The sequence below is a fragment of the Alteromonas alvinellae genome, from assembly GCF_902705805.1.
Genome location: NZ_CACSIH010000262.1, coordinates 51,602 through 68,956, shown reverse-complemented (window position 1 = coordinate 68,956; position 17,355 = coordinate 51,602). Strand labels below are relative to the sequence as shown.

Genomic DNA, 17,355 nt, shown 5'->3' with positions numbered 1-17,355 from the left:
CGCTGGATATTTTTAGAAAAAAATAAGGATAAATTTCATGGACTCGCTACCGGAAGAGCCGGAAAAACCATTGAGAGACGACTGTTGCGGCGGGGGTTCGTGCTGCCCTTGTATTTGGGACGTGTACTATGAGAAACTCGCTAAATGGAAAGAGGCGAAACGAGAGTTAGAAAAATTAAACAACAGCAACTCATCAAACAGTAGCGCTTAACACTTGTACCAATACTCTTCTTCAAAACTCACCATCTACACAACGACTATAGACTAACCTTTACCTTTGAGAAGCTCACCATCGACAAGTTGCTCAAATGCAAAATCGACGTCAATACCCCTTGAGCATAGGCTTTTCCTGTCTCATTTTTGAAACTTCTCATTTACAAATTACCTGTCTGCTGCTATCTTTACTTAATCGATTAAGTTTTAAGTTTATCGTGATTTTTAATCAAACTTTATGAGTCTACGGTAAAAGATTAAGAATTAAGCTAAACCCGTTACATAGTTAACTGTGAACCTATCAGACTGGTAGTGCTTAATTTGTAGTAATGTGTGCTCGCGAAACACAGAAGAAGTACGAGCTAGCACATGCTGAATTTTGGAGAATTATCATGTCTATACGCAATGGCGTTCAACTCATTACCTACGCAGACCGACTGGGCGATGGCAACATCGAGAGCATGACAGCGATACTTGAAGGTCCATTGAACGGACTGTTCACTGGCGTTCACGTTTTACCCTTTTACTATCCATACGATGGCGAAGATGCGGGTTTCGACCCAATCGATCATACGACAGTAGATGAACGACTAGGCGATTGGAACAACATCAAAAAGCTTGGCGAATCGGTAGATATTATGGCCGACCTCATCGTTAACCACATGTCAGGGCAAAGTGAAGCATTTAAAGACGTGTTAAAAAACGGACGCGAATCGACTTACTGGCCATTGTTTTTAACCAAAGAAGACATTTTTAAAGGTAATGACCAAGCGCAAATCGACGAACAAATAGCACGAGTCTTCCGCCCTCGTCCGACGCCATTTTTCAGCGATTACGAAGTTGGTACTGCAACTGATAAACCAGAAACTGTTCCATTCTGGACTACCTTTACCTCAAATCAGATTGATATTGATGTAGAGTCTCAGCTAGGCAAAGACTATTTATCTTCTATTCTTCAGTCATTCACTGAAAGTAATGTTGATCTTATCCGTTTAGACGCGGCAGGCTATGCCATTAAACGCGCAGGCTCAAACTGCTTCATGCTTGAAGAAACCTTTGAGTTTATTGAAGAACTTTCTAATCGCGCGCGTGGTATGGGCATGCAGTGCTTGGTAGAAATACATAGTCACTACCAAACACAGATCGATATCGCTGCGCGTTGCGACAGTGTTTATGATTTTGCTTTACCGCCGCTTGTATTACATACGTTATTTACTAAGAATGCAGAAGCACTGGCATACTGGCTTTCTATCTCGCCTCGTAACTGCTTTACCGTATTAGATACCCATGATGGTATTGGTATTGTTGATGTGGGCGCAAGTGGTGACAAGCCTGGTCTTCTTAATGCAGACGCGATCAACTCGCTTGTTGAACAAATACATGTGAACTCTAACGGAGAATCTAAAAAGGCTACAGGAGCCGCGGCGAACAATGTAGACCTGTATCAAGTTAACTGTACGTATTACGATGCATTAGGTAAGGATGATTTCGCCTACTTGGTTGCTCGTGCTATTCAGTTCTTTAGCCCGGGTATTCCTCAAGTCTACTATGGCGGTATGCTTGCTGCACACAATGATATGGAGTTACTTGCTCGGACTAATGTTGGCCGTGATATAAACCGCCCTTACTTAACAACTTCTATGGTTGAACAGGCCGTTGAAAAGCCAGTGGTAAAAGGTTTAATGAAACTCATATCACTTAGAAATGAAAGCGATGCATTCAATGGCGAGTTTGACGTAAATTACAATAATGACGAACTGGTTCTTTCGTGGAAAAAAGATAGCGATACCGCTTCACTAAACGTTAACTTCAGCGCAATGGATGCGACCATCACCACAGTAACCAATGGTGAAGAAAGTGTATTGTCTATTGGCTCATTGCTAGCTTAACATCCGACTGTTTAAAGTTTTAGACTAAGTCCTTACAGCAAGAAGTAGCGCTTGGCTCGTGTTAAGCGCTACTTCAAATGAATATCATCTCGACTACCTATAGTCATCATGATATGCCCTGCCCCATTCACACAGTTGCCGTAAGGTGGGCTCTAACGTACGGCCTAAATCAGTCAAGGAATATTCAACACGAGGTGGCACTTCAGCAAACACTTTCCGGTTAACTAAACCGTCGCGTTCTAACTCTCTCAACTGCTGCGTAAGCATTTTTTGGGTAACGCCTTGCAGCCTCCTACGCAATTGACTGAAGCGTAGCGTTTTATGACAAAGGTGCCATAAAATCACGCCTTTCCACTTGCCACCTATAATTTCTAGCGACACGGCAACTCCGCAGATGTATTGATTTGGCTCGCCTGCATTTTCTCCAAGAGCCTGACTACAACCTTTATTTTCACGTTTAGAGGCCGCGTTGCTTTTATTGTCTGGGAATACTTCTCTTTCTATGTCCTCAACGCTTTTTAAATTTACCGTCATGCTCTTTCTCTTAGTTACTTTATCAATAACGATCTTTGGGTATCAGCCGGTTCCGGCAAACGCATACAAATACTTAACATATTGCCCACAGCCCCAATAGTATCTTTTAGGGTACTACCGTACTAAAAAGTGCATACTTGCGCAAAGTTTATATATTGTCACAATGGGTAGCGTAATCATTCGACTAACGGAGACAGGTATGACATCGTTTAAAGCTTTGCTTGTAGAAAAGCAGGAAGATAAATCCTTCACGAGCAACGTAACGCAGCGCTCATTTGATGACTTGCCTGAAGGCACGCTACTCATTAAGGTGCATTATTCATCGCTTAACTACAAAGATGCACTGTCAGCCACCGGCAATCCAGGTGTGAGCAGAGACTTTCCTCATACCCCAGGAATTGATGCCGCGGGTACAGTGGTATCGTGTGGTGACAATCGCTTTAAAGAAGGAGACGAGGTTATTGTCACCGGATTTGACCTCGGCATGAACACCGCTGGAGGCTTTGGCGAATACATCAGAATTCCAAGTGAATGGGCGGTAGCTAAGCCAAATGGACTTACGTTGAGAGAGTCAATGATCATTGGTACCGCAGGTTTTACTGCAGGACTATCGGTACAAGGCTTGGTTGAACACGGCGTGACTCCTGACAAAGGCGATATTCTAGTCACTGGCGCTACAGGAGGCGTGGGCTCTGTCGCTGTTGCCCTGTTGGCAAAAGCTGGCTTTTCGGTTGTGGCATGCACTGGAAAAAAAGAGCATGAGTCATTTTTAAAGACACTTGGCGCAAACAAAGTGATAACTCGCGACGAACTATTAGAAAACAAAGAACGCCCCATGCTTAAGGAGCAATTCGCTGGCGCCGTTGATACAGTAGGCGGAGAGTATCTAGCACAGGCAATCAAAGCTACGCAATATGGCGGCGCAGTGACGTGCTGCGGTCTTACGGCTGCTGCAGATCTTAACGTGAGTGTATTTCCATTTATCTTGCGAGGCGTTTCATTACTTGGAATCGACTCTGTGCAGTGCCCAATGCCTCCAAGATTGAGGTTGTGGGACAAGCTTGCTAGTGAATGGAAGCTAGTCTGCCTTGACGATCTTACTGAGGAAGTGACCCTTGATGCGGTAAATGAAAAAATAGACGCAATCTTAAAAGGACAGATTTCTGGCCGTACTTTGGTTAATGTTCAAGGCTAAGTACATAAAAAGAAGGCACCTTAATATGGTGCCTTCGGCTTTTCTGACTCGCCCCGACGAGTGACTAGTTCCCGTCGTTACTCATTTTTTAGACAAGTGAATGGTATTAATTAACCTAAAGTACGCTTTCTTTAGAAGCCCTCTAGTACTAACTTACCTATAGCACGTCCTTCTTCTAAAATTTTGTGAGCCTCGATTAAGTTAGCCGCATTTATTTTACCTAAATGCTTGCCTACAGTAGTCTTAATTTTACCGTCGTCGATAAGCGATGCTACATGAGTAAGCAAGCGGCTTTGCTCTGCCATATCGTCGGTTTCAAACATTGAGCGCGTAAACATGAACTCCCAATGAAGTGACAAGCTCTTCTGCTTAAGCTTAGCTACGTCAAGACTTTCTGGGTCGTCAATTAGCGCTAGTTTGCCCTTCGGCTTCATAACTTCAACAAAGCTTTCAATGTACTGGTGCGTATTATTTAAGCTTGCGACATGAGTCACTTCACCAATGTTTAACGCCTTGATTTGCTCAGCCATAGGCTTGCTGTGATCCACTACGTAGTCGGCACCTAACTCCTGAACCCAACTTTTTGAGCTTTCACGCGAGGCAGTAGCAATCACGGTAGCCCCCGTTAGTACTTTAAGCAATTGCAGCATAATTGAACCCACGCCACCAGCTGCGCCTACCACAAGCACAACCTCATCGCTCTTTTCACTTTGTTGACTTAGAGCAAGATGATCAAACAACAATTCGTACGCTGTGATTGTGGTTAGAGGGAGTGCCGCAGCATCGCTGTCTGACAGAGACTTAGGCGCTTTACCGACAATACGTTCATCAACTAATTGAAACTCTGCGTTTGAGCCGGCTCTGGTAAGGTCGCCAGCGTAGTAAACTCTGTCACCAACTGCGAACTCGGTAACATCAGCGCCTATATCAACAATTTCACCTACTGCATCCCACCCCAGAATTTTGGGCTCACCTCCATTAGGATTAACGTTATGACGAATTTTATAATCGACCGGGTTAACTGCTATCGCACTTATTTTTACAAGTAAATCTCGACCCGACGCGCTGGGCTTTTCGACGTCGATATCCACCAGTGCATTAGGCTCATTAATACCAAGTGATTGGGTATAACCAATAGCTTTCATCATTTGTCTCTCCTTTGAGTAATATCTTTATCATACTCTTGATTAAATTTGGATAAACAGCACAATAAAAGAAACATTATCAAATAGTTTTTGAAAGCCATGTTACTCGACGACTTAAATGTAGTAATAAAAGTTGCTGAATTTAGAAACATTACTGCAGCAGCGACACATTTGAATATGCGTACAGCAACCGCAAGCGCTGCGGTTAAACGCGTAGAACAGGCCCTTGGCGCCGAATTGTTTGTTCGCACCACCCGCTCACTACGTCTGTCGTCTGCGGGTGAAAGGTTTTTGCCTACATGTGAACAGGCCATGTTGATGCTGACGAACGCTAAGCAAAACCTGAAAGGTGACACCGGTATTATTGAAGGCGAATTGCGGCTGGGTTTGTCGTCGGACTTGGGAAGAAACGTAGTTGCTCCATGGCTTGATGACTTCATGGATGAGCATGACAAAGTAAGCGTAAAACTTAATTTAAATGACAGTAACATTGATTTTTACCGCGACCCCATCGACCTAGCGCTGCGATACGGTTCGCCAGATGATGCGAGCGTTTACGGCTTTAAAATTTGTGATGTTCCCAGGCTTCTTGTTGCTTCTCCTTCCTATATCGCCCGTCATGGAGCCCTCGAAAAATTAGAAGACTTACAGTTGCACAATGGGCTTTTTTATCAATTACACGACAAGGTTTATAACGAATGGGAACTTTTGCACCAAGGTAAACCGCTAAAAATAAAAATGCACGGCAACAGAACGGCGAACGACGGTGAAATGGTAAGACGGTGGGCTGTAGCGGGCAAAGGGGTTGCAGTTAAATCTGGTTTGGACATATGCGACGATATTACAAATGGTCGCCTTATTACGTTATTACCTGATTACCAACCAAAACCTACACAGCTTTGGCTAATTTGCCCAAGCCGACAGTCGATTACTCCGGCGGTTAGATTATTAAGAGACATGTTAAAAACACGCTGCGCTGAATGTTTAGTGAGACTCAAAGAATCGAGTGTAGTTATTGCAGATAAAGGGTAAAAAAATAGCTTGAAGAACTAAAAAATTTAGCTAAGAGTTTAACTTCAAGTAAAAGGTGAACTTATAAATTATTCGCGGTTATCAGCGGCCATAGTTCTATCTTTAAAAAATGATAGCAACTATAGCCGCACAATGAACAAATTCGGGTAAACGCAATAGTACGATTAACGCTTTATTACCGCTTATATATAGCAGGCGCACCACTGCTCGGCGTACTTACTTTAATAAACTCGCGTAGGTCTTGGTTGGACTGTTTTAAGTCGTCGCGACGCAGATACATCATGTGCCCGCTGCGATATCCCTTAAAGCTCAAACGGTCTTTTAAATTGCCACTTTGATCGAGCTGCCACATGGTGTATTTGGCATCAAAGTAGTTCGTTGCTCCATCGTAATAGCCAGCTTGAATCATCACATTCAGATACGGGTTTTGCGCCATGGCCAATCGCAAGTTCTCACCTGTTTGATTATTGCTTCTATCCCATGGGTGCACGTTTCCAAACATGTTGTACTTAATATCAGTTTTGTAGTTTAACTCTTCACGCAAATAGTAATTAATAGCGGGCGTGAACGAATGAAGCCATGATGTTAGCTCAGCCCAATAGTCAGGGCGGTCGCCGCTTTGCTTAGCATCTATACCCAAATAGCGGCTGTCTAAACGACCTAGCGTCTTCCCTTCGTCGCGCAGTAAGTCTTTCCAGAAAAATGCAGTGCTCACGTCTAAGTTGTTTTGCGCAATAGACGCTTCACTTAAGCCAGAATAGCGTGCCATTTGCTTTAACACATCGCGCTTTTCCGTTTCACCAATGAAGCCACCTTTGGCCAGGGCAGGAATAAGCGTATTGATGGTGAAGTCTTCAACTTCAGGCAATAGCTCAGTAAGATCTTTGTTTTGCAACGTTGGTTCAAGCTTATTGTGATACCACGCCGCGGCAGCAAAATAAGGCAGTCGATTAGCGGCTTTTACCGGCCCGTTGCGCTCTATACCAATGTCGGTTGGCGATACAAGCACAACGCCGTTTAAGTACATCCATTGGCGATTTTGAAGCTCTAATGCTAATCCTGACACACGCGTCGTGCCGTAACTTTCACCGATAAGATATTTAGGTGAACGCCAGCGATTATTACGCGTTACAAAAGTATTCACCCAGTCTGCCAAATAGCTAATATCGGCGTTTACACCAAAGAACATTTTCTGCTGTTCATCTTGCGATGGCATGCTGCCGTCAGCTTTAGGCAGCACACGGCTGTACCCTGTATTCACTGGGTTAACAAACACAATGTCTGCCACATCCAAAATGGAGTAAGGATTGGTTTGAACACCATAGGGCTGAACTGGATAGCCTTCATCGTCAATATTAAGAATACGAGGGCCTGTGTAGGCTACATGCATCCACACTGACGCAGAGCCTGGACCACCGTTAAAAGAAATAATAAGCGGGCGCTTAGTATTCTCTTTTACGTCAGTGCGCTGATAGTAAGTGTAAAACAAAGTGGCAACCGCTTCGTCTTTACTGTTCCAAACCGGTTGAGTACCCGTGGTGGCACTGTACTTTACGCGCTTGCCTAGGATTTTAGTTTCGTGCTCTGTCACTACACTGCTATCAATTTTTATTGAACGAGCATGGGCAGATGCGCTTTCTTCTTGCGCTGAAGCACTGAAAGTTAGGCTTACAAAAGCAATTAAGACTGCCGTTAACCATGCTAGGGTCGCGTGCGACTGCGCTTTGTGTTTACTTTTACCCAGGCTTAATAATACGGGCGATGTCTTTCTAACTAAGGATTGAATATTCATCATTATTATCTTTGAGTGTCGTTAATTTTATCTTTTTTGTGTTGTCTTCGTATTGCACGCTTTACTATATCGCTGTTCACACGACAGCTTAGCAATGAACGACAAAACGACCAATTTCTTCGATACATTTCTGTAACACGGTTAAGCCTTTCAAATATTCTCAGGGCCATTAATTTTGATATGTGTAATGAGTTCAGGGAAAAACGTTAAGAATCTCGCTTCAATCTCGTCTCTGTTCGCATTAATATCATCCACAGCAAGATGAAACGTGTTGGGGAAACGAATACGTTTAGCAACCACAGCAATCGCCTTAGCAATGCCCTCTTCCTTAGCATAATCTTCAAACCAGTCATGGGTTATCATATGCCCGACACTGTGCTGCATCGTTCTTGGCATAGTGGGCAATCGCTGTTCTAACAATGCGAAACTCTGTTCCCTGAAGTCGTCAAAACCCTGTGCTGTAAACGACGCCCAATGTTTAATTAGCAAGTGATCGAAGTAGATATCCAGCGCCACAGGTGCAAAGCGCCGACGACTTTTATGAAATAACGCCTTTGCTGCTAAGACGCTGGTATGACTGTCGGTGAACCTATCCACTTCATAGTGATTTTTAAGACCTAGCTGTACCGCTTGTCCAAGCTCTTTAATATCAACACCTCGCCTGAAGTCTCCGAGTAAGTTACCGAATTGAGAATCGGCAGTTGGTCGGGCTAAGAAAAGATGGGCAAGATAATTCATTTTGTAATTTATTGGTCTCTATTTTAAGTTGTAAGGGCTTGTAGGTATCAAGTAAAATTGCGGTCCAATTCAGATACGCTGAATTTTGTGCTTTTATAAACCGAAACTGCCGAAACTAGCGTTAGCAGCAGCCAAATTCAAATGTAACTGAAAAACCGTAGCACTTAAAATTGAGTTTCAACATGTCTGTAATATCCACTTCTGAAGTCACGTCTCTACTTTCACCAATCAATGCCTTTTTACATTGCGAGACGCCACAGTCGTGGATAGACGAAGCGCAGAAAGAGGAAAACCTTCGCGTTATCCTTACTGACCACCTAATTTGCGAGCTTAAAGCAGCTCAGTCTGCTATGTACCTACTTCGCCGCTATGTGGCCGATGAAGAAACCAGTAAGGTGTTGCTGGGCTGGTTGAAACCTTACGAAGACTTCACTTACCGCCACGAAGGCGATTGGCAATCGCTTAATACTAAGCACCTTTCCAAAAATGTATTTAACACAGAAGGGCTAGACTCGTTTAAAAAAGACATGCTTGATAAAATGGTCATGCTAATTAAAGAAGAGCTTCATCATTTTTACCAAGTGCTAGAAATTATGCACGAGTTGGGGTTTGAATATAAGTCGGTAACATCCAGTCGTTACGCAAATGGCCTATTGCGTCACGTACGCACGTACGAACCCGAAAAGCTTGTCGACAAGCTCATTTGTGGTGCCTACATTGAAGCGCGCTCCTGTGAACGCTTTGCCAAACTTGCGCCGTATGTTTCTGAAGATTTAGGTAAGTTCTATGTGTCATTGCTGCGTTCAGAAGCCAGACATTTTGAAGACTACCTCACCCTTGCTGGGCAAATCGCTAAAACTGATATTTCAGAGCGCGTTGCCCACTTCGGAAGCGTTGAAAAATCGCTGATTGAAAGCGACGACAACGAATTGCGTTTCCACTCAGGTGCACCGCGGTTAAGTTAACGCTTTGCATCCGTTTATAAATTAATCAATTTATATTGACGGCTTAGTAATTCTGCTGCACACTCAATTTGTAAACATATTGTTAACGGCAGTGTTTAGCGCTTTGCGCTGTGTGTGTTTCCTTGGTTTTACGGTTAGTCCGTGTGTTCTCCCTGCCTCACAACAATATTTTCTAAAATAATAACGTTGTTTAACAAGGCAGGGCTCTATGATTTTGAATCATTTAATTGGTATTTACACTCATCCAAAAGAAGAGTGGCAAACCATTGATACCAAACACGAAACCTATTTTTACGCGCTTACCCATATCGCTTTTATATCTCTCATTCCTTCACTCGTGGCCTATTATTCCAGTGCCCATACTGGCTGGAGTATCGGCGCAGGTGACATAATTCGCCTTAGCGAAAATACCGCCATAATGATGGGTATAGGCATGTATTTTGGCTTAATTGCAGGCGTGGTCGCATTGGCGGTACTTATTCATGAGTTGGCTAAAGCGTTTGATGCGACGCCAACTTATACGCAGTCGCTGGAACTTGCGGCCTACACGGCTACACCGTTGTTTATGGTGGGCTTCGCAGGTCTTTACCCAGAACTCTGGGTGGTGATGACGGCGCTGTTAGTCGGTATTAGCTATTCGGTATACCTGCTCTACTCTGGCGTGCCAATTTTGATGCATATGCCAGAAGATAAAGGGTTCATTTACTCAAGCTCGGTAGTGACATGTGGGCTAGTATTGCTCGTTATTCTAATGACAGGTTCAGTTTTGGTATGGGGACTGTCCGGCGGACCAGTATTTGTTCACTAGCCTCTTTCATTGAAATAAAGCATTAAAAAAGCCGCTTTAAAAAGCGGCTTTTTGTTATATCAAAGAGCGTCTTAAATTAATCAGCGGCATCAATATTATGCACATCAAGATTGCTAAGCTCTGCTTGTACCACTGGCGCTTTTCTTGACGCTTCACCGCGCGACATATCAATTCGCTCAAGGTATTCTTGGTCGATATCCGCAGTAATATAGTTCCCATCAAACACTGACGTTTCAAAACGCTGAATGGTTTCGTTCTCTTCGCGAACGGCATCCACCAAGTCAGAAATGTCTTGGAAGATAAGGCCATCTGCTTGGATAAGCTCTGCAATTTGATCGATTTCACGACCATAAGCAATCAGTTCGTTTGCCGATGGCATATCAATACCATACACATTTGGGAAACGAATTTCTGGCGCAGCTGACGCAAAGTATACTTTCTTCGCACCTGACTCACGCGCCATCTCAATGATTTGACCTGATGTAGTACCGCGCACGATAGAGTCATCGACAAGTAGTACACTCTTACCTTTGAACTCAGATGAGATTGCGTTTAGCTTACGGCGTACTGATTTTTTACGCATGGTTTGGCCAGGCATAATGAAAGTACGGCCAATGTAGCGGTTTTTAACGAAGCCTTGGCGATATGGCAAATCCAGTGTGTTTGCGATTTGAAGCGCCACGTCCATCGACGTTTCAGGAATAGGAATAACCACGTCGATATCCAGATCTGCCCATTCGCGCTTAATTTTTTCACCTAGCTTACGGCCCATGTTTACACGCGATGCATAAACTGAAATGCCATCTATAAAGCTATCTGGGCGAGCAAAGTAAACAAACTCAAAGATACACGGAGAGGTTACTGGATTCTCGGCGCACTGTCTGGTGTGCAGTTGACCCTCTTCGGTAATAAATACCGCTTCACCTGGCATTACATCGCGCACAAACTGGAAGCCAACAGCATCAAGCGCCACGCTTTCAGATGCCACCATCCATTCCTCACCCAGCTCGCTCATACGCTTACCGAGTGCTAGAGGACGAATACCGTGCGGGTCGCGAAACGCTACAATACCTTGGCCGATGATCGCCGCAACGACTGCGTAGGCACCTCGGATCTTTTTGTGAACTTTCGTTACCACTTCAAAAATGTGTTCGGCACTTACGCTTAAACCTGCTACCTGCTGCAGTTCATGCGCAAGAATGTTAAGCAATAATTCTGAATCTGAGGTGGTGTTGATGTGGCGGCGTGCAATGCGGAATACTTCTTCCTGTAGCTCATGAGCGTTGGTAAGGTTGCCGTTATGAGCAAAGGCAATACCAAACGGCGAGTTCACATAAAACGGTTGCGCCTCTGCAGAGCTTGATGTACCCGCGGTAGGATAGCGAACATGGCCAATACCCATGTTGCCAGAGAGCCTCTTCATATGGCGGGTATGGAAAACATCTCGAACCAAACCATTTGCCTTACGCAAATTAAACATATTTTGGTCGATAGTCATTATGCCTGCGGCATCCTGTCCACGGTGTTGAATAACCGTTAGACCGTCGTACAGTGACTGAGCTACGGGCGTTTTACCAACTATTCCGACTATACCACACATGTGCGTTACCTATTTCAAGCGGGATTTAAGAAACTGGAGGAGTCTTTCACATAGCTGAAAAACCACTCAATGATGACACCAAACTCTGGAATGAGTACCGATGCTTGCCACCAATCTGAGGAAGCTGCACCAGTAAAGGTATCCATAAAAAAGAGCAATGCGCTAACTATAAGCACGCCACGCAGTGCGCCAAAAACTATACCGAGGGCCCTATCTGTTCCAGACAGCCCTGTTGCCTGAACCAATTGGCTAATCACGTAATTGATCATGCCGCCAAGAATGAGCGTGGTGACAAACAATGCTGCAATTGCAGCACCGTTTTTTAAGTAAGGATCGTCAATGGCTGTGAAGTAAACGGCGAGGTCAGCGTAGAAATTGCTTGAAATAAAGAGTGCAGCAAACCATACCACTAACGAGATGGCTTCTTTAACAAACCCTCTGATCAGGCTTATTAAGGTAGATACCGCAATGATACCCAGTATGGAAAAGTCTACCCAGTTCATCGTCTCTTTATTGCGTTGATGTTGCTTTTTATCGTAAAGCAACGAGCCTTTGGCGAGATGGCGCGCATTCTAACAGAAGATAAAAATATTACTAGTCTGTAATACCAATCCCTGTTGCTCTGTCCGTGCTTAATTCGACTAGCACCAGGAACAATGCGCACTATTCAACTTTGAACGTAGTGACCTTACCTTTAAGACTCGTGAGTTCCTTTAAGTGAGGTAGTGCCGATTCCAGTTTCTTCTTGTCTAAATCTGGGCCAACGAAAACTTTATTAAGCGGGCCAGAACTGGTCTGAATTTTGCGACTAAACGCACGATATCCAGCCTTTTCTAGCTTAGCTAACAGCGCTTTTACGTTTTTCTCGTGGCGGAAGCTACCAAGTTGAATAACCCAACCAGCGTCATCGTCTGCGGCACTTTTTATATTAACCACCGTTTGGCTTGCTAGATTGTCCTCTTCTTCAAAGGTTTTCACCGCTGGCGCTTTTGCGGTAGTGGCTTCACCTGCACTACCACTTTCCCCTGCGCCAGAAGAATCCAGATCATCATCTAATGCCGTTTCATCTTGAATTTCAACCGCTGGCACCGCAGCTTTCGCCACGCGCTCTGAAGGAAAAGATTCTGGCTCTACGATGGGCTTTTTAGGCGGATTAGCAGGTACAGAGACAAAAGGTTCTCTGTTTGTTTGCTTTTTGCCATCAAGAAAGTCTGGTAAAAAGATTACCGCTAGGGCGACAACAATAATTGTCCCCACCAGTCTATTCTTTAATGCCGATGTCACTGTGCTCTCCTGCTTGAATACACGGTTTTACTCTACAATGCGCGTGTTAGTTTTGCTCAGCAAGCACGTCTGCTACGGTAACAAAAGAACCAAAAACGAGAATAAGTTCACCAGTTTGATAATCTGCAAGCGCGCGCTGATATGCCGAGGTCACGTCCTGAAACGTGTCTATATTCTCTATGGTTGTGCCGGCATTAACAAGTGCATTTTCAAGTACTTCTGCCTTACAGCCCCGAGGACCACTTGTTGATGCTACGTACCACTTGGCATTAAGTGCCGCCAGTGGCGCTAAGGTCTCTGCAATAGACTTATCTTTTAGCATGCCCACCACAACGCGCATTTGGCTTACATCGTAACGGTTTAGCCAATCTTGCATAGCTGTCGTCGCCTGTGGATTATGGGCAACGTCTACAACTACGAGGGGCGATTCACTGATAGTCTGCTGGCGCCCCGGCATAGTGGTGTTCTCAATAATATCTCTTACCACGCTTTCTTCGGGCAGCAAATCTAGTAGCTCCAGCGCGGCCAACGCTGTACTCGCATTTTGAAGCGGAATTTTAGGATAAGGTAGCGACGTATAACTATTGCTCTTCCCTTTCCAGCTCCACTCACTGTAATCACTTGCTACTACTGTTTCGAAATCTTGTGTAGCCCATCGCACGTTTGCTTGTAGCTCATTTGCCACATCGTAAAGCGATGATGGAGGAAACAGCTCACCAACCACAGCATTACCGTTTTTGCGCATGATCCCCGCTTTTTCTCGAGCGATTTTTTCGCGGGTATTGCCAAGCCAATCTTGATGGTCAAGATCGATAGTTGTAATAACAGCAAGGTCGGGATCAATAATGTTGGTGGCATCCAATCGTCCACCCAGGCCTACTTCAAGAATGACCACATCAACAGCCCATGACTGCATCATTTTCATGGCAGCCAGCGTACCAAACTCAAAGTAAGTTAAGGTAATAGGTTCGCTACCCGTGTCTTTTCGCGCGTTTTCAACAAACTCAAATGCATTTACAAATTCACTTGCAGGCGGTAATTCGCCGTTGTAGCGCACGCGTTCACGATAGTCGGTTAAATGGGGTGAACTGTATACCGCAACACTTTTTCCTTGCGATAGCATGGCCTGTTCGAGTAAGCGACACGTTGTGCCTTTACCGTTAGTGCCTGCAACAGTAATAACCAAAGACTGGCTAAGCGAAAGTCCCATGGCATTGGCCACCGCTTTCACTCTGTCTAGCCCCATATCGATGGCGCTAGGATGAATAGATTCTAGGTAGGATAACCACTGGCTCAGGCTTTTTTGCGAAGGTGAAGACGCTGAGGCGTCTTCTGCGTGTGGCGCTGAGCCAGTATTTAGATTGTTTTCGTTATTCACTAATTCTTATAATGCAACTTTACCAACAGGCTGTGTAATCTATCACGCATATCTCTGCGGTCAACAATCATATCAATTGCACCTTTCTCAACAAGGAATTCACTGCGTTGGAAACCTTCAGGCAGCTTTTCTCTTACTGTTTGTTCGATTACACGAGGGCCCGCGAAGCCGATAAGCGCTTTTGGCTCGGCTACGTTTACGTCACCAAGCATTGCCAAACTTGCAGATACACCACCCATTGTAGGGTCTGTAAGTACACTGATATAAGGCAGGCCTTTCTTACTCAATTTGGCAAGCGCTGCAGATGTTTTAGCCATTTGCATTAGCGACATCAATGCTTCTTGCATACGTGCACCACCACTTGCACTAAAGCAAATAAGCGGCATATCGTTTTCTAAGCATGCATTCACAGCAGCAACGAAGCGAGCACCTACTACCGATGCCATTGAACCGCCCATAAACGCAAACTCAAAACACGCAACCACTACCGGCATACCTTTTAGCTTGCCCTGCATTACCACTAGTGCGTCTTTTTCGTTTGTTGCCTTCTGTGCAGCAACAATACGGTCTTTATAACGCTTAGAGTCTTTGAATTTAAGTACGTCTTGTGGCTCGTGCTCTGCACCTAACTCAACGCGATCGCCATCGTCTAAGAACGCATCGATACGGCGGCGCGCCGTAATACGCATGTGATGGTCGCATTTAGGGCAAACTTCCTGAAGTTTTTCCAGTTCGCTCTTATACAGCACTGCTTGGCATGAACCACACTTCGTCCAGATACCTTCTGGTACGTTACCTTTGGTTGATGTTTGCGTGCGAGGAAGAATTTTTTGAATCCAGCTCATGGAAATTGAATCCTTTGTTTTTTGTTTGCCGACCATGACGATTGATGTTTGTTCATACTTGTGGTCAACAACACATTAATTTTTTAAGTTTCATACTGTATTACAAAGAAAAAATACGTAACACAATAGAACAGCTACCTAATATAGCGCGCTATTAGACCACAATACAACGAAATGGAAAAAACAAAACTGGTCTTAGAAGTTGGCAACTGAGCTCACTAATGCCTGCCTACGTTTGCTTTTGCGTAAATTATTGCTGACGAGACTCAAAAAACATGGGGGTTATTGAACGCCCTGGCACTGCATTTTTGGAAACTGATTAATACCTGAGTGACGTTCTAGCGATAGTTGCCTTTGTCCACTTTCGACAAAATGATTCAGTGCACTATCTATTTTATTTTTGAGAGAGTTTAAATCAGAACGAATAACAAACACTAAACGAACCCGACTAACAACGTTTGGTGACTGATAGAATTCTGAAGAACAAAACGTCTTGTTAAACATAACTGCACGCGCGTTGTGTTCATTCATTATCGCAAAGTCACAGCGCCCTTTCGACATCATCATAGCCATTGTATATTGGCTACTTGAGTCAACCCTATGAATATTACCTTCTTTTTTCTCAAAGAACTGCTGTAAAACGGGATAAGTAAAGCCATATCTAGTACAAATACTAGAGGATAAATTTTCCTCAGGTACAAATGGCCCTTCAAAACTTGAAGTTGAGTAGATATAGCTGTCGTGTTTTATCAACTCTTCGCTAAACAAAAAGTCGTTCGGTTTACTTATCCAACTTTCGGAAGATAAAAACAAATCTATCGATGACGACTTTAACAAATCTTCGCTTCTAGCACGATTCGAATCTAAATAAACAATACGAAACTGATTCGTTAGCTCATCCGAATTGAAAAAATCAACGACTATGCCTTCATAGCGTTTTGAGTTCTCATCATAATATAAATAAGGGGCAGCGCCTGGTGTGTTAACCGCGAAACGTACCTTAGGGGTTTTATCTTTTATATCGGCACCATGTGCTAATGCCGTTAAACACAGTAACAAACCAAAAGTTCTTGATAAAAATTTAAAGATGATCACACTAATTCCTTTTATGCATCGACAGTGCTATGTGCGATCCGGCAAAAACAACGGCCCTAAAGGCGGTTTAGGCAAACCATGCTCGTCTGGGTATGTGACGTCAACCAAGTACAACCCATTTGGCTTTGCCGTCGCTGCAGATTTACTTCTGTCTTTTAGGCTTAACAAGTGACCTATCCAATTTACATCTTGCTCCCCTGCCCCAATCTCAACAAGCGCGCCCGTGATATTGCGAACCATATGATGCAAGAATGCATTAGCGCGAATATCGATAATAACGTATCGCCCTTGGCGATATACGCTTACATCAGTAACGTTGCGAAATGGTGTTTTACTTTGGCACAGCGCTGCGCGAAACGAGGTAAAATCTTGCTCACCTAGCAATGCTTGTGCGGCAACATGCATTTTTTTCTCATCTAATTCGCGGTGGATATGGGTAACCCCGAAATGGAGAATAGCAGGACGCATTTTCGCATTGTGAATGACGTAGCGATAGCGACGATGGGTAGCAGAAAAACGCGCATGAAAGTCATCGCTAACGTTCTTCGCCCAGGTTACAGCAACAGAATTAGGCAGGTTCGCATTTACGCCGAGTGTCCAAGCGCGCTCTGAGCGTGGTGCATCACAGTTAAAGTGAACCACTTGCCCAGTAGCATGTACACCAGCATCGGTACGTCCAGCGCATTGCACTTCAATGGGTTCGTTGGCTACTGTCGATAGTGCCTTTTCAAGATGTTCCTGAACACTTGGAACTTCACGCTGGCGTTGCCATCCGTATACAGCAGCACCGTCGTATTCAATCCCTAAGGCAATTCGCCCCATATCTGTTTTACCCTGTTTCT

Annotated in this window: 17 protein-coding genes; 6 read left to right on the top strand and 11 right to left on the bottom strand. The window is 44.3% G+C overall.

Annotated features, from left to right (window positions below; genetic code table 11):
• Positions 1-37: 37 nt before the first annotated feature.
• Together ACX5KA_RS20750 and gtfA are read left to right on the top strand one after the other, a co-directional pair.
• The gene (locus tag ACX5KA_RS20750) at positions 38-211 is read left to right on the top strand and encodes an oxidoreductase-like domain-containing protein (protein WP_084081914.1); all 174 of its coding nucleotides are present in this window, start codon (positions 38-40) and stop codon (positions 209-211) included.
• Positions 212-605: 394 nt separating this feature from the next.
• Positions 606-2,102 (top strand): sucrose phosphorylase, encoded by a 1,497-nt coding sequence (gtfA, locus tag ACX5KA_RS20745; RefSeq protein ID WP_458732110.1) that lies wholly within the window; start codon positions 606-608, stop codon positions 2,100-2,102.
• 93 nt (positions 2,103-2,195) lie between these two features.
• Here gtfA and ACX5KA_RS20740 read toward each other — a convergent pair whose 3' ends face one another.
• A complete protein-coding gene (locus ACX5KA_RS20740; RefSeq protein ID WP_156964785.1) occupies positions 2,196-2,498 on the bottom strand; it encodes a winged helix-turn-helix transcriptional regulator in 303 nt (100 codons plus the stop codon).
• Positions 2,499-2,835: 337 nt separating this feature from the next.
• Here ACX5KA_RS20740 and ACX5KA_RS20735 point away from each other — a divergent pair, with 337 nt between their 5' ends.
• A complete protein-coding gene (locus ACX5KA_RS20735; protein ID WP_458732109.1) occupies positions 2,836-3,831 on the top strand; it encodes a YhdH/YhfP family quinone oxidoreductase in 996 nt (331 codons plus the stop codon).
• A 131-nt stretch (positions 3,832-3,962) separates the two neighbouring features.
• Here ACX5KA_RS20735 and ACX5KA_RS20730 read toward each other — a convergent pair whose 3' ends face one another.
• On the bottom strand, positions 3,963-4,976 hold the full coding sequence (locus ACX5KA_RS20730) for a zinc-binding alcohol dehydrogenase family protein (RefSeq protein WP_458732118.1): 1,014 nt from the start codon (positions 4,974-4,976) through the stop codon (positions 3,963-3,965).
• 99 nt (positions 4,977-5,075) lie between these two features.
• On the opposite strand from ACX5KA_RS20730, the gene ACX5KA_RS20725 reads away from it, so the two are divergent.
• Positions 5,076-6,008, top strand: coding sequence for a LysR family transcriptional regulator (locus tag ACX5KA_RS20725; RefSeq protein ID WP_202943150.1), 933 nt, complete (start codon positions 5,076-5,078; stop codon positions 6,006-6,008).
• Positions 6,009-6,183: 175 nt separating this feature from the next.
• Here the strand turns inward: ACX5KA_RS20725 and ACX5KA_RS20720 are convergent, their stop codons facing one another.
• Together ACX5KA_RS20720 and ACX5KA_RS20715 are read right to left on the bottom strand one after the other, a co-directional pair.
• Complete coding sequence (locus tag ACX5KA_RS20720) at positions 6,184-7,800, bottom strand: S10 family peptidase (RefSeq protein ID WP_458732108.1); 1,617 nt, start codon at positions 7,798-7,800, stop codon at positions 6,184-6,186.
• Positions 7,801-7,950: 150 nt separating this feature from the next.
• On the bottom strand, positions 7,951-8,538 hold the full coding sequence (locus tag ACX5KA_RS20715) for an acyl carrier protein phosphodiesterase (RefSeq protein WP_039222647.1): 588 nt from the start codon (positions 8,536-8,538) through the stop codon (positions 7,951-7,953).
• Positions 8,539-8,720: 182 nt separating this feature from the next.
• Between ACX5KA_RS20715 and miaE the strand changes: the two genes are divergently transcribed.
• Positions 8,721-9,503 (top strand): tRNA isopentenyl-2-thiomethyl-A-37 hydroxylase MiaE, encoded by a 783-nt coding sequence (gene miaE / locus ACX5KA_RS20710; RefSeq protein WP_039222649.1) that lies wholly within the window; start codon positions 8,721-8,723, stop codon positions 9,501-9,503.
• Positions 9,504-9,711: 208 nt separating this feature from the next.
• Positions 9,712-10,311, top strand: a complete 600-nt coding sequence (locus ACX5KA_RS20705) for a Yip1 family protein (protein WP_014949940.1) — start codon at positions 9,712-9,714, stop codon at positions 10,309-10,311.
• A 76-nt stretch (positions 10,312-10,387) separates the two neighbouring features.
• On the opposite strand, the gene purF is transcribed toward ACX5KA_RS20705, so the two are convergent.
• The 7 genes from purF to truA form a co-directional block, all read right to left on the bottom strand.
• On the bottom strand, positions 10,388-11,911 hold the full coding sequence (gene purF / locus ACX5KA_RS20700) for an amidophosphoribosyltransferase (protein WP_014949941.1): 1,524 nt from the start codon (positions 11,909-11,911) through the stop codon (positions 10,388-10,390).
• A 14-nt stretch (positions 11,912-11,925) separates the two neighbouring features.
• The gene (locus tag ACX5KA_RS20695; RefSeq protein WP_014949942.1) at positions 11,926-12,414 is read right to left on the bottom strand and encodes a CvpA family protein; all 489 of its coding nucleotides are present in this window, start codon (positions 12,412-12,414) and stop codon (positions 11,926-11,928) included.
• Positions 12,415-12,574: 160 nt separating this feature from the next.
• Entirely contained in the window at positions 12,575-13,195 is a 621-nt protein-coding gene (locus ACX5KA_RS20690) for an SPOR domain-containing protein (protein ID WP_458732107.1), read from the bottom strand.
• 46 nt (positions 13,196-13,241) lie between these two features.
• Positions 13,242-14,573, bottom strand: a complete 1,332-nt coding sequence (folC, locus tag ACX5KA_RS20685; RefSeq protein WP_458732106.1) for a bifunctional tetrahydrofolate synthase/dihydrofolate synthase — start codon at positions 14,571-14,573, stop codon at positions 13,242-13,244.
• Positions 14,573-15,418: an acetyl-CoA carboxylase, carboxyltransferase subunit beta gene (gene accD / locus ACX5KA_RS20680; protein WP_458732105.1), complete on the bottom strand. Its 846-nt coding sequence runs from the start codon at positions 15,416-15,418 to the stop codon at positions 14,573-14,575. Before accD ends, folC begins: the two co-directional genes overlap by 1 nt.
• 282 nt (positions 15,419-15,700) lie before the next feature.
• The gene (locus ACX5KA_RS20675; protein WP_061095374.1) at positions 15,701-16,513 is read right to left on the bottom strand and encodes a substrate-binding periplasmic protein; all 813 of its coding nucleotides are present in this window, start codon (positions 16,511-16,513) and stop codon (positions 15,701-15,703) included.
• Positions 16,514-16,540: 27 nt separating this feature from the next.
• Positions 16,541-17,335 (bottom strand): tRNA pseudouridine(38-40) synthase TruA, encoded by a 795-nt coding sequence (truA, locus tag ACX5KA_RS20670; protein WP_061095375.1) that lies wholly within the window; start codon positions 17,333-17,335, stop codon positions 16,541-16,543.
• Positions 17,336-17,355: the final 20 nt, after the last annotated feature.